Raw genomic sequence first — 19,746 nt, 5'->3', positions numbered from 1 at the left:
TGCGTGCGGAACGTGACGAGATCGGCACACCCGCCGGGCCTGACGGTGCGGGATCGAGCCGGAAAGGCGGGCGATGGCATGAAGGATCACGACATGGTCGGCGGACGGCGGCGCCCTTCCCCTGAAAGGGGGCAACTGCCAGAATTACGGCCATGACCGTATCCTGGCGGGCTCTGGCGACAGCCCTCTTAGTAGCCCTCCCCCTTGCGACTCCGGTCCAGGCCGAATCCGCCGCACCTCCGAGCGGGTGCGGGTTCAAGAACCTGGGCACGCTCCCTCTCACCGGCGCGACCACCGCGGGCACCGCCATGGACGCCTCCCATCCCGACGGCCCCCGCGTCTACTCGGTGACCTCCAGCGCGTCCGGCCCCGCCGTCCTCGGCATCAGGAACGCCGAGGACGGCACACTGATCGCCGAACGCCCCCTGCCTCTCGCCCTCGGCTCGTGGGCGGTCACCCTTGCCCCCGACCACTCGGTCTACGTCGGCAGCTACAACGCCACCGCGGGTGCCATGGGCAGGCTGTTCCGCTACGAACCGGCCGCCGACAAGGTCAGCGAGCTGGGCGTGGCCGCCCCTGGGGAGTCCTTCGTGTGGACGGTCGCCGCCAGCCCTGACGGCACATCCGTGTACGCGGGGACCTCTCCCCACGGCAAGCTCGTCCGCTACGACACCGCCGCCGGCCAGATCACCGACCTGGGCAGCCCGGTCCCCGGCGAGCAGTACGTCAGGGACCTGGCCGTCGACGAGGACGGCACGATCTACGCGGGCGTCGGCGCCCAGACCATGAAGGTCGCGGTCGTCGGCCGCGACGGGCGGACCAAGGAGGTCATCGACCCGCCCATCGAGGGCCACGGCTACGCCTACGACCTGGACGTGGTCGGCCGGTACCTGCTCGTCAGGTTCGCCACCTCCACGAACACCAACCCGATGGGCGTCTACGACCTCGAGCGCCGCACGTGGAAGGACGTGGTCGAGGACGTCGACAGCCTGACCGTCGGCGGCGGCAGGCACGGCCACACCCTCTACGTCTTCCAGGACGAACGGCTCGTCACCTACGACCTCAAGTCCGAGAAGATCACCAAGACCGACTTCACCGACTTCGGCGGCGGCGCGGCCAGACCCCTCGGCTGGGTCGGCCACACGCTGGTCGGCACCGGTTCGACCGGCCGCATCTGGCACTTCGACCGCAAGACGGGCCAGGGCAGGCTGCTCGACGGCACCCTCACAGGACAGCCGGTCAGCATCCGCTCGATGAGCGTGGGCCCCGACGGCCGCGTGTACGCCGGCGGCTTCTTCACCGGCGGGCTGGCCGCCTACGACCACACCACGGGCGAGTCGCAGTTCTGGCCCAACGTCGGGCAGAGCGAAGGCATGGTCACCCACCAGGGCAAGCTCTACCTGGGCGTCTACCCGTGGGCCAGGATCTACGAGTGGACGGGCAGCGAGCCCAGGCTCCTGTTCGACCTGGCCGACCAGGAGCAGGACCGCCCGTTCGCGATGATCTCCGCGGGCGACTGGCTGGCCTTCGGCACCGTGCCCAAGGTCGGCACCGTCGGCGGCGCGCTCGGCCTCTACAACCCCTCGACCGGCAAGACCGTCATCAGGCGCAACCTCATCCCCGGGCACAGCATCATCGCTCTCGCCTACCGCGACGGCGTCGTCTACGGCACCACCTCGGCCTTCGGCGGCATCAGCACCCCGCAGGACGACGCGGCGGTGGCCTTCGCCTACGACGTGGCGACAGACTCGCTGAAGTGGCAGACCAAGCCGGTCGCCGGCGACCTGGCGCTCGGCTCGATCACCTTCGACGACCAGGGCAAGCTGTGGGGCCTGAGCCCTGACGCGCTGTTCGAGCTCGACCCTGCCACCGGCCGGACCCTGCGCGTCACCAAGCACCAGGCCTACCCGTGGGCCACCGCCACCCAGGTGCTGCTCGACACCAACATCGAGCTCGGCTCGGACGGCAAGCTGTACGGCAAGGTCCAGGGCAAGGCCTACAGGATCGACAGGGCGACCATGGCCCTGACGCTCCTCGTCAGGCCCGTCTCGCTCCTGCTGAAGGGATCCGACGGGCACATGTACCTGTCCCGCTTCGAGAACTTCTACACCTACCGCCTCTGCTGAGCGCAGACGACGGGGCCCCCGTCCCACCGCGGGACGGGAGGCCTCGTCGTCCAGGGTCAACCGGTTCGCTTCGCCTCCAGCTTGAACAGCCTCGGCCCCTCGGCGAAGTACACCTCGCCCGAACGGTGGACCGCCAGCTGGTGCACGGCCCCCTGCCTCAGCACGCCGTGCGTCCGTCTGCGCGGGTCGAGCCAGAACACCTCCGCGCCGGCGTGCGCGCCGTACAGCAGCCGGTCGGCGCTGTTGAACGCGAGCTGCCCGCCGGCGCTCTTGCTGCCGGACAGCGTGACCGTCGTGACGACCTTGCGCTCCCCGGTGTCCACGCCGAACACCGTGCCGCCCGCGATGCCCCACAGCCTGCCGCGGTCGTCGAAGGTCAGCGCGGGGATCGCCGGCTTGCCGGGCGCGGGGGTGATCTCCCACAGCAGCCTGTTCCGCGCCACCGACCAGGCGAAGAGCTTGGCCTCGGGCTGGGTCGGCGGGGTCGCCGACTGGCCGCTGTAGATGGAGGTGCCGCCGTAGACGATGCCGTCACGGTAGGCCAGCGAGACGATCGACTGGTCGGTGACCACGTTGCGCTGGGCGTGCTCCAGCTTGCCCTCGGCGGGGTCCCAGATGGCCAGCACGCCGCCGAGGTGGCCGAGGTCGGGCATGGTGCCGACGGCCAGGTAGCGCCCCGCGGAGACCATCGCGCGCGGGCGGATCTGCTTGTCGGCGGCGAAGTCGAAGAGTCTGGCGGGGTTGGGGACGGGCCCCGGCTCGGGGCTCGGGGAGTACTCGGTGCTGTTCCACGGCAGCTCGGGGTCGTAGGCGTAGACCCTGGCCTCGGGATAGGCGCCGACGTAGAGCTTGCCGGCGTGGGTGACCATGTCCTCGCTCTGCGAGAAGGTGTGGAACTCCTCCCGCCGCCCCGTGGCCGGGTCGAGCGCGGCGAAACCGCCGTTGAGGAAGCCGCCGGTGTAGACGCGGCCGTCGGGGCCCTCGGAGATCGCGGTGATGTCGATGGGCTCGCCCCGGACGGCGGTCTGCACGAACGCGCGCGCGCCGGTCTGGGGGTTGTAGCGGAACATCAGCCCGCGCCACAGCAGGCCGACGACGCTCTTGCCCGGGTAGTCGGGCAGGCCGAGCTCGGCCCATCCGATGCCCCGCGTGTTGGCGACCCTGCCGGTGAACGGCATGCCGGTCGGGGTGACGGCCTTCGTACGAGGGTCGTAGCGGACCAGCTCGCCCGCCTTTACAAAGTAGACCCCGCCCTGCTCGTCCGGCGGGGAGGCGTCGAGGCCGTGAGCCTGCTCGAGCGCGTCGGTCCAGGTCCTGGCGGCGATGTCCCACACGTGCAGCGGGCCGGGGGCGGCGGCGCCGTACCTGACGTAGAGGTGGCCGCCCGCGGCGTTGACGTCGTAGGCCCACTTGCCGGCGGGGTCGAGCCCGGGCGGGGTGGGCAACGCGGTGGCCGCGCCGGTGGCGGCGTCCACCTCGAAGACGGCGGCGGGCGCCTCGGTGCCCGCGAAGATCTTCCCGCCCGCGTAGGAGACGCTGCGGACGTAGGCGTGCGCGGCCGACAGCCTGCCGTAGTCGCGGAAGCCGGTGGCGGGGTCGTAGCCGAACAGCCGGCCGCCGGGAGAGGTGCCGCCGTAGACGGTCGCCCCCTCCCCCGCGGCCACCGACCAGATGAAGTTGTCGGAGGCGACGGGGCGGCCCAGGTCCTTCACGCCGCCCTGCTCGCTCCAGCGGTAGAGGCGGCCGTCGCCGTACGTTCCGACGTAGACGCTGCCGTCGGGCGCGGCGTCGACCGCCCACGATCCCGCGGCGCCCTCCAGGTCCACGCGGGCGACCTCGGCGCCGGTCGCGGGGTCGACGGCGTTGAGGTGGGCGGGGGCACCGGAGGAGGCGCCCCAGAGCACGGTGCCGCCGCCGGGCCCCGCGGCGACGGTGCCGCCGATGAGCAGGACGTCCTGGAGCGGGACTCCCAGGTCCTGGACGCGGTCGCCGGGCCCGGCCGTGGAGGAGGCGGACGTGGGGGGAGGCGCCCCCGTCAGCGCCGTCGTCAGCGCCAGGCCGGCGGCGAGCAGTTTGGGGATAACGGTCATGACCGAAATTTAAAACGACGAGAACGTTCCGGTAAAGACCGAAATTAGAAGGTCAGGCACTCAGGACCTTGGCGAGGGCCTCGGCGATGTCGACGGCACGCGCGGGGTCGTCCATGAGCATCGACTGGCGCACCCACACGACGCTCTCGGCCGCGGCCTGCGTGGCGGGGCACGGCTCCGCGCGGGCACCCGCCTCCGTGAGCGCGCTCATCGTGCCCAGCGGCGGGTAGCCCGCCTCCAGCGGCACGCCCTCGGCCGCCATCGCCGCCAGCAGGAACGCGCGGTCGACCGGTTGCTCGAAGCGGAGCATCAGCAGATGCCGCGAGTCGCGGGTGGTGCCCTCGGGCTGCGGCACGGCACGCACGGGCAGGTCTCCGAGGTCGAGCGCGGCGCAGAAGGCCTCCCGCCGGTCGATCTCGGCGTCCAGCCGGTCCAGCCACGGGATCAGCAGGGCCGCCTGGATCTCGGTCAGGCGCAGGTTCCAGCCGAGATTCGGGTGGCCGTACCACTGGCCGCCGAGCTTGCGGCCGAGATTGCACACCGACCAGATCGCCTCGTAGACCGACTCCTCGCGGCAGACGATCAGGCCCCCCTCCCCCGCGGTCATCGCCTTGCTCGCCTGGAAGCTGTAGACGCCCGCGTCGCCGAGACCGCCGATCGGGCGTCCACGGTAGGCGGCGCCGTGCGCCTGGGCCGCGTCCTCCACGACGACCAGGCCGTAACGCGCCGCCAGCTCGTTGAACGGGTCCATGTCGGCGGGGCTGCCCGCCAGGTGGACCGGCATGACCGCCACGGTCTTCGAGGTGATCGCCGCCTCCGCGGCCGTCGCGGACAGGTGCAGGTCCACCGGGTCGACGTCGACGATGACCGGGGTCGCGCCGGCGAGCATGACCGAGGTGGCCGAGGCGACGAAGGTGTAGGCGGGCACGATCACCTCGTCGCCCGGCCCGACGCCGAGGCCGCGCAGCGCGGCGAACAGGCCCAGCGTGGCGTTGCCCACCGCCACGCCGTACGGCACGCCGGAGCGGCCGGCGAAGGCCGCGGTCAGGTCGGAGACGGCCGAGCCGCCCTGGGTGGCGCCCCACAGGCCGCTCTCCAGCACGTCGGTGACGAGCTTGCGCTGCGCGTCGTCCATGGACGGTGGCCACGAGGGCCACGGGGTGGAGCGGACGGGGGTGCCGCCGTGCAGGGCGAGGGTCACGGGAATCCTCCGGATGATCGGGCGAGTACGCGGGCCAGGTTGCCGCCCTGGATGAGCGCCCTGTCGGCGTCGGCGAGCGGCGCGAGGGCGACGCGGCCGTATCCGGCGCGCAGGTCGAGGAAGCAGGAGTCGGAGCCGAACATGACCCGGTCCGCGCCGGCGAGCTCGGCCAGCCTGGCGATCCAGCGGCCGGTCATCTTCGAGCCGCAGGTCTCCAGGTAGAGGTTCGGGTGGTCGGCCGCCAGGCGGGCGGCGCGGGCGAAGCCGTACGGCCAGAGCCCGGTGTGCCCCATGAGCAGCGGCACGTCGGGATGGCGGCCCGCCACGACCGCGAACCGGGCGGGGTCGCTCCACGGGGAGTCGGTCTGCCCGTGGGCCAGGACCGGCAGGCCGAGCTCCCACACGGGCGCGTAGCGCGGGTCGTCCAGCGGGCACTGGTGCACGTCGGGATGGATCTTGACGCCCCACACGCCCTCGGTGACGAGCGGAGTGCGGTGGTGGGGGTTGTAGACCTGCCAGACGCCGAACCTGCCCGGGTGGCGCGCGGCGATCTCGAAGGCCAGGCGGTTGCCCTCGACGGCGCCGGGTCCGACGCCGAGCAGGTGGCTGATGCCCATGGCGTCGATGCCGAGCCTGTCCATGAGGCTGACCAGGCCCTCGGCGGTGGGGTCGGGGATGAGGAAGTCGGGCCAGGTGCCGACGTGACCGTGCGCGTCGAGGATCACAGCAGGTCGCCTCCCGTCGCGATGAGCTCGACGTCCTTGTCGGGCAGCTCCAGGTGGTCCAGCAGGAAGCGGGGGCCGCAGTCGTCGAGGATCGGCGCGCCGGTGCCGAAGACCAGGCGGCGCGCGCCGAAGCGCTCGGCCAGCCATTCGACGGCGCGCTGAGTGTTGACCGTGCCCATCTCCAGCCACACGGTGGGCGCCTCCGACATCAGCTCGGCGATCGCGCGCAGCCTGCGGTAGCCCGGGTTGAGCAGGAGGATCCGCTGGCCGGGCAGCCGCCTGGTGAGGGCGAGCAGCTGGGCGGGCGAGGTCTCCTCCAGGTCGATCGCCATGATCGTGTCGAGCTCAGCCAGCCAGCGCAGGGCGACGGGCCCTGTCAGGTCGAACCTGTGCCGTTCGGGGCAGAGCCGCACCATCGGGACCGGCCATCGGGGGATGTCCGCGAACGCCTCGGGGACGACGACGGGGACGGGGATCAACCGGGGGTCGTCGAGCTCGAAGAGTGCCTGGTTGCCCGCCCGGGCGTCGGAGTACAGGCTCAGCGTGTGGGTCACGTAGGCCTGCTCGATGCCCAGGCGGTCCATCTCGGGCCGCGGGTCCTCCGGCAGGTCGTCGAAGGGCACGGGCCCGATGAGGCGGTGCGCGTCCGTCAATTTCGGCACAGACCGAAACCTAGCTCGACGGGCACCTGGGGTCAAGCCTGATCCTGGCCAGCTCCCTGCCCGACAGCGCCCAAGCGCGCCACGAGCCCGGCTCGAAGTGCAGCTGAGGATTGGTGTACCACTCGTCGCCCAGTCCCGTGGCCAGGAGCTTGGCCTCCGTCCCGAGCACGTAGGCGTTGCCGCCGCCGAAGAAGGTGGAGGCGAAGACCCTGCCCCTGTGCACGGTCAGCTCGCCGTAGCCCGACAGCGTGCCCTGGTACTTGATCGTCCGGGTCGCGAGGTCGAGGGCGATCCAGGCGCCGGAGTTGCGCTTGTAGACGCCGTAGAGCAGGCCGTCGTGGACCTTGACGTCCTGGAAGGTGCGGTAGCCGGCGACCGGGTCCACCTGCCATCGCACCGTACGGGTCCGCAGGTCGAAGGCCGCCACCGAGGCCGAGGCCTTCGTCGGCGGGGTGCCGCCGCCGCCCAGCACGTCGCCGCCCAGGTACACCACGCCCCCGTCCGGGTCGAGCGACAGGCTCATCAGGCTCTGGTCGGGGATGACACCCTCGTAGACGTCGATCTCGCCGGAGTCGGGGTCGACGATCGACAGCGCGCCGTTGAGCCTGGCGCCCAGCGGAGCGGAGGCGACCAGGAGCTTGTCGGTACGCGGGTCGTACTCGATGTCCCACGGGCGCTGCTGGCCGTGGCCGAGGAAGCCGAGGCTGGCGACCTTGTCGGTCCTGATGTCGATGGAGACGATCTCCCCGCTGGGGTAGACGGCGGCGTAGATCTTGTCGCCGCGCCGCACCAGGTCCTTGGGTTCACCAGGGACACGGAAGCGGCGGTGCTCGCCCGTGCGCAGGTCGCGCACGTCCATCGAGAAGTGGCCGCCGATGTAGACGGCTCTGTTGGGCACCACGAGCATGCTCTGCGGGCGCTCGGCGCCGCCGGGCAGCCCCGCCTCGATCAGGTCGACGAACTCGGAGGTCGCCGAGGCCAGGTCGAGGGACCACATGCCGCCGCTGCCCGAGAAGCCGACCAGCGTGCCCGCGCCGGTGAGCTCGAGGCGCCTGGTCTCGTCGCCCGGCGAGGGCGCGTCGGCGACCTTGGTGAGGGCGGTGTCACCCGTGCGGTACCGGTAGACGGTGCCGTCGGGCCTGCTGGTGCCGTAGACGGTGCCGTCGGGGGTCGACACGAGCGCGTCGAGGCCGGCCCCCGTCTCGACCTTCCTGACGTCGGCGCCGTCCTTGTGGACGTCGATCAGCGTCGTGCCGCTGACGGCCAGGATCCTGTCGCCGTGCGGGGCGACCACGCCGATGCCGGTGGGCCCCTGCGCCAGCTCGCGCACCGCTCCGCTGCCGCGGTCGATCGACATGAGCTTGCCCTTGTCGAGCAGGCCGGCGTAGACGTGGTCGGCGTCGGCCGCGACCGACCTGACGTAGCGCTCGCCCGCCGCGAGGACGCCGAAGTTGCGAACGGCGCCGGTGTCGGGCCTGTACTCCCACACCCTGCCGTCGGGATAGGTGCCCGCGTAGATCGTGCCGTCAGGGGAGGCGGCCAGGCTCCAGACGAAGCCGCCGTTCCTGCCGAAGGAGTGCAGGTGCTTCACCTCACCTGTGGCGAGGTCGAAGCTGTAGAGGTCGGGAACGGGATAGGTGCCCGCGTAGACCTTGCCACCCGAGACCACGGTGGCCCACGCGCCTTCGGGCTCGCCCGTGGCGGGCGCGTCAGGCAGCGTGGCGCTCCTGACGACCTTGCGGGTGGCCAGGTCGAACTCGGCCAGCACGGGCGGCTTCTGGCCTCGGGTCACCAGGTAGGCCTTGCCCTCGTGGACGGAGGCGCCGACGATGGCGCCCGTCACGGAGGCGGGGCCGAACTTCTCCACCGTCGGGGGTTGGCAGGTGGCCGCCTCCGCTGGGGAGGCGGCGGTGAGGAGCGCGGCGACCAGCGCCACGACGAGAGTTTTCACGGCGTCACTTTCGGGCGTCGGGGTGGGGGCGTGCTCTTCGCCGCGCATGGGCGGCGGCGGAGGTGGGCGACGCGGGGCCGTACCGTGTCACGGCGGGCGCGCAGGTGGCGGCGCGTACGGGAGCCGGGAGGAGGAGCGACGGGACGAGCGGGGAGCTCAGAGCGGTCTCGGCACACGGCGCCTCCTCCTGTTGCTCGATTTTGGCCCAGACCGTAATGTTTTGAGCGCGAATAGTCAATGGAGGCGATGGTGACGGCGTTCGACACGCGCGAGTTGATCGGCGAGCTCACGGTGACGCTCGATGTGGACGTGCTGGTCGGCGCCTACGCCGACAGGGAAGGACCGCCCGGCACGCCGGCGGCGGTCATGGAACGGCTGGCCGAGCACCGGATCCAGGCCGGGGCCGTGGCCTCGCTGCGGGCGGCGCTGTTCGACATGCGCTCGGGCAACGACGAGGCCCTCGCCGTCCGGGGCGCCGTCCCCGTGGGCGCGCTCGACCTGCGCGACCCCATCGGCTCGGTGCGCGAGATGGAGCGGCTGGCCGCCCTCGGGGTGAAGGCGGTCAGGCTCTTCCCCGACGAGCAGGGCGTCGAGGCGGGCTTCCCCTCCGTACGGCACGTCGCCAGGCGGGCGGCCGCGCTCGATCTCGTGGTGCTGACCGGCGGGGACGTACGGCGCTTCTGGCAACCGTTCTCGGGACTCGGCGCCAAGGTCGTCTTCCTCGACACGCACTTCTACCACCTCGGCGACTTCCTGGTGGCCGCCGCCGACGAGCCGGGCTTCCACACCTCGACGCGGCTGCTCAACTCCCCGGACGCGCTGGAGGCCGTGCCCGCCGACCGGCTGCTGTACGGCTCCCGCACCCCCCACTACGAACCGCTGGTCCCCCTGCTGCGGCTGGCGACCAGCGGCCTGAAGCCCGATGAGATCGCCGCCGTGGTGGGCGGCAACGCAGAGAGGCTGTTCAGATGATCGTCGACGTGCACGCGCACTGGGGCCCGTGGTTCTTCACCATGGACGTGGCCGAGGCCAACAGGGCGACCATGGACCGCTTCGGCATCGACGTGTCGATCGTGTCGGCCACCGAGGCGGTCATCTACGACGCGGCGTCGGGCAACAGGGCGCTGGACGCCTGGCTGGCCGGTACCGACCGGCACTACGGGTACGTCACGGTCAACCCGCGCCGGCCGGCCGACGCCGAGCGGGATCTCGACGAGTACCTGCCCACGGGGCGCTTCGTCGGGGTGAAGATCCACACCGACTACACGGGCTCCCCCGTCACCTCGCCGCAACTGCGCGAGGCGCTGGCACTGGTGGCCTCCCGCGGGGTGCCCGCGCTCGTCCACACGTGGGGCCCCTCGGTGCTCGACCTGGCGCAGGTCTGCCTCGACACACCCGGCCTGCGGGTGATCGCGGGGCACATGGGGGCCGACGGTTTCCGCTACGCCATCGAGGCCGCCGCCGCCTGCGACCGGCTCTATCTCGAACCGTGCTACTCCCACGCACCGGCCGGCCGGATCGCCGCCGTGGTCGCGGGCGTCGAGCAGGACCGGCTGCTGTTCGGCACCGACTCCACGCTCATCGATCCCGCCTCGGCCTTCGGCGCCGTCGCGGCGGCGAACCTGTCGCCCGAGGCCGCCGAGGCGATCGCGTGGCGCAACGCCGTACGACTTTTCAGCCTGGACATTACGGCCTAGGCCGTTATAGCGTGCGGCGAAAACTTCACAAGGGAGCCAGCGCATGATCCCGCGCCGCCGATTCCTCCAAGCCGCCGCCGCCTCCGCGGCGGCGGCGACCCTTCCGGCCACCCCCGCTCTCGCCGCGGCCCGCGAGCCCGAAGGCACGCTCACCGACCTCGGCCCCGCCAGCGTCGCCAGCCCCCTGGGCAACGCCGAATTCGTCGGCGACGTGCTCTACATGGGCTCGCGGGGCCTGTCGCCCAACGTCGTGGGCGCATGGGACCTCGGCACCGACAAGATCACCACGCACTACGAGATCCCCACGGGCGTGGGCATCTGGGCCATGTGCAAGGTCGGCACCGACGTCTACGTCGGCACCCACTCCAGGTCCGACCTCTACCGGATCGACACGCTGACCGGGACGACGACCAAGCTCGCCGAGTACCCCGACCACTTCATCTGGACGATGGCCTCCTCGCCCGACGGCAAGATCTACATGGGCATGTCGGAGCCCGGCAGAGTGGTCGAGTACGACCCCGCCACCGGCGCCAGCCGCGACCTCGGTCAGCCCGTGCCCGGCGAGTCGTACGTGCGCAGCATCCAGGCCGACGCCGACCACGTCTACGCCGGCATCGGCACCAACGCCCACCTCATCGCGATCGACAGGAAGACCGGCGAGAAGCGCGACCTGCTGCCCGCCGAGCTGGCCGACCGCGACTGGGTGTCGAGCATGGCGAGCTCGGACACGCACGTGGCGGGCGGCGTCCTGTCGCTGGCCGAGCTGCTCGTGGTCGAGAAGGCCGACCCGGCCAACTACAAGATCGTCAAGGCGACCGCGCCGGGCGAGAAGTACGTCGTCTCCGTGCTCGTCCACGACGGCTGGGTCTACTTCGCAGGACGGCCGTCCGGCACCTTCTACCGCTACCACATCGCCACCGACAAGCTCGACGTCCTCGGCGTGCCGTTCTTCGAGGCGGCCACGAGCAGAATCCTGGAGCACGAGGGGCGCATCTACGGCATCCAGGACACCGGCGTCTTCGTCTACGACCCGGCGACCAACAAGATCGACTACCTCAGCCACGTGCAGCGCGGCTTCCGGGCCGCCGCCGAGGCGCCCATGTCCGTGCACTCGGACGGGAAGTACGTCTACGTCGGCGGCAAGAGCGGCGCCGACATCCACGAACTGGCCACCCGCGAGGTCACCAGGCTGCCCGTCCCCGGCGAGCCGAAGACCATGATCACCGTTGAGGGCACCACGTACCTCGGCGTCTACACCCAGGCCGCCCTCTACTCCCACCGCATCGGCGACCCCGAGGCCAGGCTGCTGTTCCGCACAGGACACAACCAGGACCGGCCGCGCGACCTCGCCTACGACAGGCGTACCGGGCTGATCATCATGCCCACCCAGTCGGAGCCGGGACATCCCAACGGCGCGCTCGACGTCTACGACCCGCGCAGCGGCGAGGTCGACACCTACCGGCCCGTCGTGGAGCGCCAGACCGTCGCCTCGGTGACCGCGCTGCGCGGCGTCGTCTACCTCGGCACCAGCACCCAGGAGGGGCTCGGCGCGCCACCGGTGACGCCCACGGCCCGCCTGGCCGCCTTCGACCTGCGCACGCGCGAGAAGCTGTGGGAGATCGAGCCGCTGCCGGGCATCGGGACGATCACCGGGCTCAAGCACACCCCCCTGGCCGTCTACGGGATCACCAACACGGGTGTGCTGTTCGAGTACGACCTGCTGCGCAAGAAGATCAGCAGGACGCTCAAGGTCAACGGCAGGGGAGGCGACCTGCTCATCGCCGGCTTCACCGCCTACACCAGCGACGTGGACGCCGTCTACAGGATCAACCTGCTGTCGTGGACGTCGAAGACGATCGTGACGGGGCTGGCGAGCGACTGGTTCGGCGGCGGGTCGAAGCTCAACATCGACCCCTCCCACCGGGCGCTCTACGGCATCAAGGGCCGCAACCTCGTCCGCATCGCCATCTCCCCGTACAGCTGACCGCCCCCGGCCCCGCCCGCGCGGCGGGGCCGCCCTCGCTACAGCTCTCCTCCCGTGCGGCCCGCCCCCCGCGGCTCGCCTCCCGCACGTCTTTCTCTTCACGGCACGCACGGGAGCCACCCTGGGCACGTGGCCCGGCTCCGTCCAGGGGCACGCTTCTCGTGCGCGCGGGGCCTGCCACCGTCACGGCACCGCCCCGCCCGACACCCCCGTCACCTCACGCCGGCCCCGGCGGGCGAAGTCCCGGGCGGGGAGTCTCAGGGCCAGAATGGCTCCCGGGTCGGCCGCACCAGACCCAGACCGACGGCGGTGCGGTTCAGGAGGACGCGGCGATGACCGCGGCGCGCTCTCCCTCGGGCAGTTCAGGGCCGAACGGATCGTGGGCGTGGGACTCGGGGATCAGCCCCTCGGCCGCTGCCAGCCAGAGCATGCGCTGGACGTATCCCTCCATCGGCGCGGTGAACGTGGCCGCGGCGAGCCGGTCGAGCCGTGCCGACGCCTTCTCGAAGGCGCGCAGATCGTCGCCCTCGAACGCGCGCAGTACCGCGGCCGTCGCCTCCACCGAGGCCGCCGCGATCCCGACCAGCGCGGCCTCGGCCCCCCACAGCAGGGAGGCGCCGAACATGCGGTCCTCACCTGTCAGCGCCAGCCTGCCTGCCTCCCGCGTCAGGGCGATGGTCTCCTGGCAGCCCATGGCGTCCGACAGCAGGGCCGTCTTGAGGCCCGCGACGCCGGGGTGGCGCAGGATCTCGGCCAGGACGGCGGGCGGGCAAGGGGCGGTGTAGAGGTCGAACGCGATCATCGGCAGGCCGGTGGCCTGCCACACGGCGTCGTGCTCGGCCACCCTGTCGCCCGCCGAGGGGAACACCAGCACACCGTCGGCGCCGAGTTCGGCCGCCATCCGCGCGTCCGCCACGGTCCCGCGGACCGGGTCGTCCCCGAGCGCCGCCTCGCTCCCCCGCACACCGCGCCCCGCCTCACCGTCTCCGCCATCACCGTGCCCGCGCTCGGTCGTGCCGCGACCGATCTCCCCGTGCGCGCCACCACCGGGTGCGGGAGCGCCGTGCCCGCCATCACCGGGCTCGCGCGTGCCGGGATCGTGTGCGGCGGTGGCTGTCTCGGCGGGGGGCATCGCGATCGAGAACGCCCCTGTGCTCGCCCGCTCGTCGTCGCGGGAGGGCGTGCCGGAGTCCTTCGCGGGTGGCGAGGCGGTCGCGGGGTCTGTCGCACGGGCGGCGCGCGGGCGCGCAGCCGTACCGGGAGGCCCGGTCTGATCCGAGGAGCCGCCGACGCCCACGATGACGGGAACGCCGGCGGTCCTGGCGCGCAGGATCAGCTCGCGCCGGAGCTCGGCGGGAAGGAAGGGTCCGCGGCCGGTGTGGGCGAGGACGGCGAGGGCGTCGGCGCCCGTGGCGACGAGCTGGTGGAAGTAGCTCTCGGCGAGGTCGAGGTCCACCTCGCCCGAGCGGGTCATCGGGGTCGCGGCGGCGGCCACCAGCGCGCCGCGCAGGCGGTCGCGCAGGCCGGCGGCGCGCGTGTCGATTGCCGTGCTCATGATCGCTCCCTCACCGGACGTTTCGGGCGTCCAGATTAGGCCGTTCCCGACCGAAGCGGTGAGCCGGCTACTTCATGCCGGTCATCGCGATGCTGTTGACCAGGTATCGCTGCAGCAGGAAGAACACCAGCAGGCAGGGCACGGCCGAGACGGCCGCCGAGGACATGATCATCGACCACTGCAGTTCCTCGGTCCGCAGGACCGTGAGGCCGACCGTCAGCGTCCTGGTCGCGTCGCTCTGCGACATCACCAGCGGCCACAGGAAGTCGTTCCAGTGCCACAGGAACACGAACACGCCCAGCGTGGCCATGATCGGCTTGGTTAGCGGCACCACGATCGTCCAGTACACGCGCAGCTCGGAGGCGCCGTCCACCTTGGCCGCGTCGAACAGCTCGTCGGGCAGTCCGAGGATGAACTGGCGCATCAGGAAGACGGCCTGCGAGTTGGCCAGGGTCGGCACGATCAGGCCCCAGAAGGTGTCGACGCCGCCCAGGTCGGAGATGAGCACGAACACGGGGATCAGCGTCGCCTGGAAGGGCACCATCATCGTGGCGAGGAACGTCCAGAGCATGGCGTCGCGACCGGGGAAGCGCTTCTTGGCGAAGGCGTACCCGGCCATCGAGGCGGTGACCAGGATGACCACCACGGACACCGCCGAGTAGATCAGCGAGTTGAGCGTCCACTGGGCGAACCCGGAGGCCGACAGCACCTGCGTGACGTTGTCGAAGGTCAGCGAGTCGGGCCACTGCGTGGGGACCGTGGGCTTGCCCTTGGGGCTGAGCGCCACGATGATCATCGCGATGAACGGCGTGACCGTCAGCAGCGACATGACGGCGAGCAGGGCGTACAGCGCCCACCTGCCGCGTGGCCGGCTGGGCTTCACCCTGGCGGGGGCGGTGGTGGCGGCGGGGCGGGTGGCGGTGAGCGTCATCCGAACTCCTGAAGCGTGGAGACCCCGGGCTTCTGCCCTGGGGAGGAAACGCGGCACGGCGCCGCACGAGTTTTGATCTCGAATACCCGTCCGCACCCAGCTGATCGTGCGGTAGAACCTGTGGCGTGGCACAGAGCGTGAAGCGGGCGTTCAAGTACCGCTTCTATCCGACCCCCGGACAGGCCGAAGAGCTGGCCCGGACGTTCGGCTGCGTCCGCCTCGTCTACAACAAGGCGTTGGAGGAGCGCGCTCGCGCCTACTCCACGGAAGGGCGGCGGATCTCCTATGTGGAGTCGTCGGCCGCGCTGACCGAGTGGAAACGCACCGACGAGCTCGCGTTCCTGAACACGGTGTCCTCGGTCCCGCTCCAGCAGGCGCTGCGTCACCTGCAGGCCGCCTTCGCCAACTTCTTCGCCAAGCGGGCCAGGTACCCGGCGTTCAAGTCCCGCAAGAAGTCGCGGCTGTCGGCCGAGTACACCCGCTCTGCGTTCACCTTCCGCGATGGGCGGCTCACCCTGGCCAAGATGGACGGGCCGCTGGCCATCGTGTGGTCGCGTCCGCTTCCCGAGGGCGTCGAGCCGTCCACGGTGACGGTGTCGAAGGACGCGGCCGGACGCTGGTTCGTGTCCATCCTCTGCGAGGACGCGATCCTGCCGCTCGATCCCGTGGCGCGGTCGGTCGGCGTGGACGCGGGTATCACCGCCCTGGTGACGCTGTCGACCGGAGAGAAGATCGTCAACCCGAAGCATGAGCGGGCCGACCGGCGCAAGCTGGCCAGGATGCAACGGGAGTTGGCCCGCAAGGAGCAAGGCTCGCTCAACCGGCGGAAGGCGAAGCTGAAGGTGGCCCGGGTGTATGCCCGGATCGCCGACAGACGCCGTGATCACCTGCACAAAGTGACTACTCGACTCGTCCGTGAGAACCAAACGGTCGTGATCGAGGACCTCGCCGTGCGCAACATGGTCAAAAACCGCCGCCTGGCGCGCGCCATCTCGGATGCGAGTTGGCGGGAACTGCGCGGCATGCTGGAGTACAAGACAAGCTGGTACGGGCGGAAGTTGGTCGTGATCGACCGCTGGTTTCCCTCCTCCAAGCTGTGCTCGGCGTGCGGCGCTGTGCAAGACACGATGCCGCTGCATGTCCGGACGTGGGAGTGTGCCTGTGGCACGTCCCATGACCGGGATGTGAACGCGGCCAAGAACATCCTCGCGGTCGGGCTGGCCGAGAGGTGAAACGCCTGTGGAGCCGGCGTGAGACCCAAGCGGCGCAAGCTGGGCGGGCGGCCGGCGGTGAAGCAGGAAACCCGACCCGCGAGGGTTGGAGTCCCCTGGCTTCAGCCGTGGGGAGGAGGTCAAGTGTTCCCCCTGCCGAGGAAGCGGCGCTGGATGAGCGAGACGGCCAGCACGATGGCGAACAGCACCATGCCCCACGTGGCCGCGTAGCCGAATTCGAAGAACCTGAAGCCGCGCTCGTAGATGCCGTAGATGAGCGTGTAGCTGGCCTTGGCGGGGCCGCCGCCAGTCATGACGTAGATGGTGTCGAAGACCTGGAACGAGCTGATCGTCTCGATCACCACCACGAAGAACAGGGCGGGCTTGAGCAGCGGCAGCGTGATGCTGCGGAAGCGCTGCCACGCGCTGGCGCCGTCGACTCGGGCGGCCTCCATGTAGGAGCCGGGGATGGCCTTCAGCCCCGCCAGCAGGATCAGCATCGAGTAGCCGAAGCCCTTCCAGCAGGAGACGATCGCCAGCGCGGGCAGCACCAGAGCCGAGTCCTCCAGGACCTGGAGGGGGCCGAGGTCCATCTTGACGAGCAGGCCGTTGAGCAGCCCGTCGAACTCGTAGATCCAGCGCCAGATGATGCCCGCGAACACGAAGCTGGTCACGTAGGGCAGGAAGAGCATGCTGCGGAAAAGGCCCCGCATGAAGATCACCGCGTTGAGGAGCAGCGCGGTGCCGAGCGAGACGAGCACCGTCAGCGGCACGAAGATCGCCGCGTACACCAGGGTGACGCGCAGGCTGGCCCAGAAGTTCGCGTCGTTCCACAGCCGGACGTAGTTGTCGGCGCCGATGACGTCCCATTCCCCGCCGATGTTCCAGTTGGTCAGGCTCATGCCTGCCGCGCCCAGCGTGGGGAAGATCCGGAAGATCAGGAAGAGGACGAGCACGGGCAGGACGAACAGCAGTCCCGTGACCGGGTCACGCAGGCGATGACGCACCGGGTTTCACACCTTTCCAGAAAAGCAGGGCCTTCCCGAAAGAAGGCCCTCATCGTGTCAGCTGCCGCTGGACAGCAGCTCGTTGGCCTCCTTAGCCGCCGCGTCGAGGGCGGTCTTGGCGTCCTCCTTGCCCAGCAGCGCCGCCTGGATGTGCGACGCGATCATGGCCATCACCTGGCGGGCCTTCGGGTGGGTGTCACCGGGGAAGGCGAACTCCAGCGACTTGGCGAACTCCTTGGACGCCTCGCTCTGTCCGGGGATCGTCACGTCGGTCCGCGCGGTGAAGAAGCCGGACTCCTTGGCCAGTTCGGCGCCCACCGCGGGGGAGGAGATGTAGGCGGCGAGCTTCTTCGCGGCGTCCTTGCTCTTGGAGTGCTTGGCCACGACGAGTCCGCCGGGGATGCCGAACGCGACCCGCTTCCTGCCTTCGAGAGGCAGGCCGACGCCGACGTTCTCCTGGCCGATGGCGGCGGCGAGCTGCTCGACCATGCCCGCGGTGGCCGCGTGGTACATCGCGGTCTTGCCGCCGGCCAGCGGGCCGCCCTCGATGTCGTTGCCCTTGCTCGCGGTGTTCTCGGGCAGGCCGCCCGCGGCCTTCAGGTCCAGCAGGAACTGCAGGCTCTCCACGCCCTCGGGGCCGTTGAAGGCGACGGTCTTGCCGTCGGGGGCGAAGACGGTGCCGCCGTTGGCCCAGAGGATCGGGTAGAAGCTCTGGTTGAGCGACACCTCGGGCTTGCCGGGGTAGTCGAGAACGGCGACCTTCTTGGCGGCCAGCTTCGGCGCTGCCGCCTTCAGCTCTTCCAGAGTGTCGGGGACCTCGGTGACGCCCGCCTCGGTGAAGAGCTTCTTGTTGAAGATCGGGGCGGTGATCGTCTGGTAGATCGGGACACCGTAGAGCTTGCCGTCGACCGTCAGCGCGGTGAGCGCGTTGGGCAGGTAGGCGGCCTTGTCCTTGGCGATCACGTCGTCCACCGGCTCGAGGGTGCCCTGCTGGGCGTACTGCGGAATCTGGTCGGGTCCGAGCACGACCAGGTCGAAGCCCGTCTTCGAGGCCAGGGCCGTCGTGATCTTCTCCTGGCGGCCGTCCCACGGCTGCTGGTCGATCTTGACGTCGACCGTCGGGTTGGCGGCCTCGAAGTCCTTCTCGACCTTGCCCCAGAACGCCTGGTTCTTGGCCTGGTCCGCGATCACGGGGTACATCCAGAGAGTGACCGTGCTCTTGTCCGACGCGCCTGAGCCACCGGACCCGCACCCGGCGATCACGACCGTCATGGCGGCCGCGATTCCGGCTGCCGCTACCTTCCTCATCGGCGGCTTCCTTTCATGAATACCGGTCCTGACCGAAACCTAATGAGCGGGGAGACCAACGGTCAATGCCCGATACACGAACGTGACTACGACCAGTCCCTGACCCGCTCGGCGACGAGCTCGACGTGCTCGTCGGTGTAGTGCTCGTTCCAGTCGATGACCAGCAGCGTCTCAGCCACCAGTCGTTCGGCCTCGGGGCAGGCGTCGGGCGCATAACCCTCCAGCGGGTACGGCGAGGAGCCGTAGATGGGCCCGTTCCACACCGGCGCCCTGTTCAGGGGCTCGCCGAGGTAACCGGCCCGCGCCGGAATCCCGGCGGCCCGCAGGTGCTCGGCCAGCGCCGAGGCCTTCCCGTCGGGCAGGACGAGAGGGAACAGCCACCAGGCGTGCCCCTCGGGCCGCGGCAGCCGTATCCCCGGCACGCCCTCCAGCGCCGCGATGAGCCGCACGGCGGTGCGCCGCCTGGCCTCGAGGACTCCCGGCAGTTTGGCCAGCTGGGCACGGGCCACCGCCGCCTGGAGCTCGGTCATGCGGTAGTTGAGGCCGAGGCTGGCATGCGAGCGGCCGGCCGCGCGGTCCCAGCCCTTGTCGGAGAACAGGCGCATCCTGTGGGCCATGACGTCGTCCTGGGTGATGACCAGGCCGCCGTCGCCGCAGGTGATGTGCTTCCACTGCTGGAGGCTGAACGTGCCGACCTGCCCGACGGTGCCCGCGAGCCTGCCTCCGCCGGACCGGCCGACGAGACCCGGGTGGCCTGCGAGCACCGGCTCCTCTGGGAGTTCGGTGAGCCAGGCCTGGGCGCAGTCCTCGATCAGGGTCAGGCCATGCTCGTCGGCCAGCGCCCGCAGCTCGTCGACCCTCGCGGGCGCGCCGAACAGGTGGACCGCCATGATGGCCCTGGTACGCGGCCCGATCAGCCTCGCCACCGCGCCGGGATCGAGATTGCCGTCAGCGGGGTCCACGTCGGCGAAGACAGGGACCGCGTTCTGCGCCAAGATGGGGGCCACGGTCCCGAAATCCGTGATCGGCGTCGTGATGATCTCGTCCCCGGGATCAGGAGCCGCCGCCACGACCGACAGATGGAGGGCCGCGGTGCCGGAGCTGCACGCGATCGCGTGGCGGGAGCCGTACAGCTCCGCCATCTCGCGTTCCAGCGCCCGGCCCTCGGTCCCCCAGACGGAGTTGAGCATGCCCGAGCGGATCACCCGCTCGAGCGCGGCCACCTCCTCGTCGCCGAGCGTGCGGCCCTCGGGATCTGCCATGGTTGGAAACTTCGGGGTCACGAGTTAACCTTTCGG

14 protein-coding genes and 1 pseudogene are annotated in these 19,746 nt (G+C 70.8%); 5 read left to right on the top strand and 10 right to left on the bottom strand.

Going from position 1 to position 19,746, the window contains the following annotated elements:
* Positions 1-152 precede the first annotated feature (152 nt).
* Positions 153-2,126, top strand: coding sequence for a ligand-binding sensor domain-containing protein (locus AC3EO4_RS29430; RefSeq protein WP_431898696.1), 1,974 nt, complete (start codon positions 153-155; stop codon positions 2,124-2,126).
* A 56-nt stretch (positions 2,127-2,182) separates the two neighbouring features.
* Here the strand turns inward: AC3EO4_RS29430 and AC3EO4_RS29425 are convergent, their stop codons facing one another.
* Genes AC3EO4_RS29425 through AC3EO4_RS29405 form a run of 5 tightly spaced genes read right to left on the bottom strand, consistent with a single transcriptional unit; the run spans position 2,183 to position 8,755 of the window.
* Complete coding sequence (locus AC3EO4_RS29425; RefSeq protein WP_431898695.1) at positions 2,183-4,216, bottom strand: outer membrane protein assembly factor BamB family protein; 2,034 nt, start codon at positions 4,214-4,216, stop codon at positions 2,183-2,185.
* Positions 4,217-4,268: 52 nt separating this feature from the next.
* Positions 4,269-5,417, bottom strand: coding sequence for a DegT/DnrJ/EryC1/StrS family aminotransferase (locus AC3EO4_RS29420; RefSeq protein ID WP_431898694.1), 1,149 nt, complete (start codon positions 5,415-5,417; stop codon positions 4,269-4,271).
* Positions 5,414-6,142 carry an amidohydrolase family protein gene (locus AC3EO4_RS29415; protein ID WP_431898693.1) on the bottom strand — a complete coding sequence of 243 codons (729 nt, stop codon included), beginning with the start codon at positions 6,140-6,142 and terminating at the stop codon, positions 5,414-5,416. The genes AC3EO4_RS29420 and AC3EO4_RS29415 overlap by 4 nt, the downstream gene beginning before the upstream one ends.
* Positions 6,139-6,804: an amidohydrolase family protein gene (locus tag AC3EO4_RS29410; protein ID WP_431898692.1), complete on the bottom strand. Its 666-nt coding sequence runs from the start codon at positions 6,802-6,804 to the stop codon at positions 6,139-6,141. Before AC3EO4_RS29410 ends, AC3EO4_RS29415 begins: the two co-directional genes overlap by 4 nt.
* 10 nt (positions 6,805-6,814) lie before the next feature.
* Positions 6,815-8,755 carry a PQQ-binding-like beta-propeller repeat protein gene (locus AC3EO4_RS29405; protein WP_431898691.1) on the bottom strand — a complete coding sequence of 647 codons (1,941 nt, stop codon included), beginning with the start codon at positions 8,753-8,755 and terminating at the stop codon, positions 6,815-6,817.
* Between the two features lie 249 nt (positions 8,756-9,004).
* Between AC3EO4_RS29405 and AC3EO4_RS29400 the strand changes: the two genes are divergently transcribed.
* From AC3EO4_RS29400 to AC3EO4_RS29390, 3 genes are read left to right on the top strand one after another with little or no spacing between them, the layout of a single operon-like run.
* Entirely contained in the window at positions 9,005-9,727 is a 723-nt protein-coding gene (locus AC3EO4_RS29400; protein ID WP_431898690.1) for an amidohydrolase family protein, read from the top strand.
* Positions 9,724-10,452, top strand: coding sequence for an amidohydrolase family protein (locus tag AC3EO4_RS29395; protein WP_431898689.1), 729 nt, complete (start codon positions 9,724-9,726; stop codon positions 10,450-10,452). The genes AC3EO4_RS29400 and AC3EO4_RS29395 overlap by 4 nt, the downstream gene beginning before the upstream one ends.
* Before the next feature lie 43 nt (positions 10,453-10,495).
* The gene (locus AC3EO4_RS29390) at positions 10,496-12,436 is read left to right on the top strand and encodes a PQQ-binding-like beta-propeller repeat protein (protein ID WP_431898688.1); all 1,941 of its coding nucleotides are present in this window, start codon (positions 10,496-10,498) and stop codon (positions 12,434-12,436) included.
* A 316-nt stretch (positions 12,437-12,752) separates the two neighbouring features.
* On the opposite strand, the gene AC3EO4_RS29385 is transcribed toward AC3EO4_RS29390, so the two are convergent.
* Entirely contained in the window at positions 12,753-13,991 is a 1,239-nt protein-coding gene (locus AC3EO4_RS29385; protein ID WP_431898687.1) for a dihydrodipicolinate synthase family protein, read from the bottom strand.
* 67 nt (positions 13,992-14,058) lie between these two features.
* A complete protein-coding gene (locus AC3EO4_RS29380; RefSeq protein WP_431898686.1) occupies positions 14,059-14,922 on the bottom strand; it encodes a carbohydrate ABC transporter permease in 864 nt (287 codons plus the stop codon).
* A 125-nt stretch (positions 14,923-15,047) separates the two neighbouring features.
* Between AC3EO4_RS29380 and AC3EO4_RS29375 the strand changes: the two are divergent.
* A pseudogene (locus AC3EO4_RS29375) lies at positions 15,048-16,223 on the top strand (RNA-guided endonuclease InsQ/TnpB family protein); the annotation flags it as partial.
* 50 nt (positions 16,224-16,273) lie between these two features.
* Here AC3EO4_RS29375 and AC3EO4_RS29370 read toward each other — a convergent pair.
* From AC3EO4_RS29370 to AC3EO4_RS29360, 3 genes are all read right to left on the bottom strand, one after another.
* A complete protein-coding gene (locus tag AC3EO4_RS29370) occupies positions 16,274-17,140 on the bottom strand; it encodes a carbohydrate ABC transporter permease (protein WP_379574080.1) in 867 nt (288 codons plus the stop codon).
* 57 nt (positions 17,141-17,197) lie between these two features.
* A complete protein-coding gene (locus tag AC3EO4_RS29365) occupies positions 17,198-18,448 on the bottom strand; it encodes an ABC transporter substrate-binding protein (protein WP_431898685.1) in 1,251 nt (416 codons plus the stop codon).
* 86 nt (positions 18,449-18,534) lie between these two features.
* A complete protein-coding gene (locus AC3EO4_RS29360; protein ID WP_431898684.1) occupies positions 18,535-19,710 on the bottom strand; it encodes a DegT/DnrJ/EryC1/StrS family aminotransferase in 1,176 nt (391 codons plus the stop codon).
* Between the last annotated feature and the right edge of the window lie 36 nt (positions 19,711-19,746).

The organism is Nonomuraea sp. bgisy101 (genome assembly GCF_057708945.1).
This window is presented reverse-complemented; position numbering and strand designations above follow the sequence as displayed.

Bases quoted from the DNA above. Each gene is read 5' to 3' on its own strand.
- AC3EO4_RS29430 (WP_431898696.1), top strand. From the start codon at position 153: ATGACCGTATCCTGGCGGGCTCTGGCGACAGCCCTCTTAGTAGCCCTC.
- AC3EO4_RS29395 (WP_431898689.1), top strand. From the start codon at position 9,724: ATGATCGTCGACGTGCACGCGCACTGGGGCCCGTGGTTCTTCACCATG.
- AC3EO4_RS29390 (WP_431898688.1), top strand. From the start codon at position 10,496: ATGATCCCGCGCCGCCGATTCCTCCAAGCCGCCGCCGCCTCCGCGGCG.
- AC3EO4_RS29365 (WP_431898685.1), bottom strand. From the start codon at position 18,448: ATGAGGAAGGTAGCGGCAGCCGGAATCGCGGCCGCCATGACGGTCGTG.
- AC3EO4_RS29425 (WP_431898695.1), bottom strand. From the start codon at position 4,216: ATGACCGTTATCCCCAAACTGCTCGCCGCCGGCCTGGCGCTGACGACG.
- AC3EO4_RS29360 (WP_431898684.1), bottom strand. From the start codon at position 19,710: ATGGCAGATCCCGAGGGCCGCACGCTCGGCGACGAGGAGGTGGCCGCG.
- AC3EO4_RS29385 (WP_431898687.1), bottom strand. From the start codon at position 13,991: ATGAGCACGGCAATCGACACGCGCGCCGCCGGCCTGCGCGACCGCCTG.
- AC3EO4_RS29380 (WP_431898686.1), bottom strand. From the start codon at position 14,922: ATGACGCTCACCGCCACCCGCCCCGCCGCCACCACCGCCCCCGCCAGG.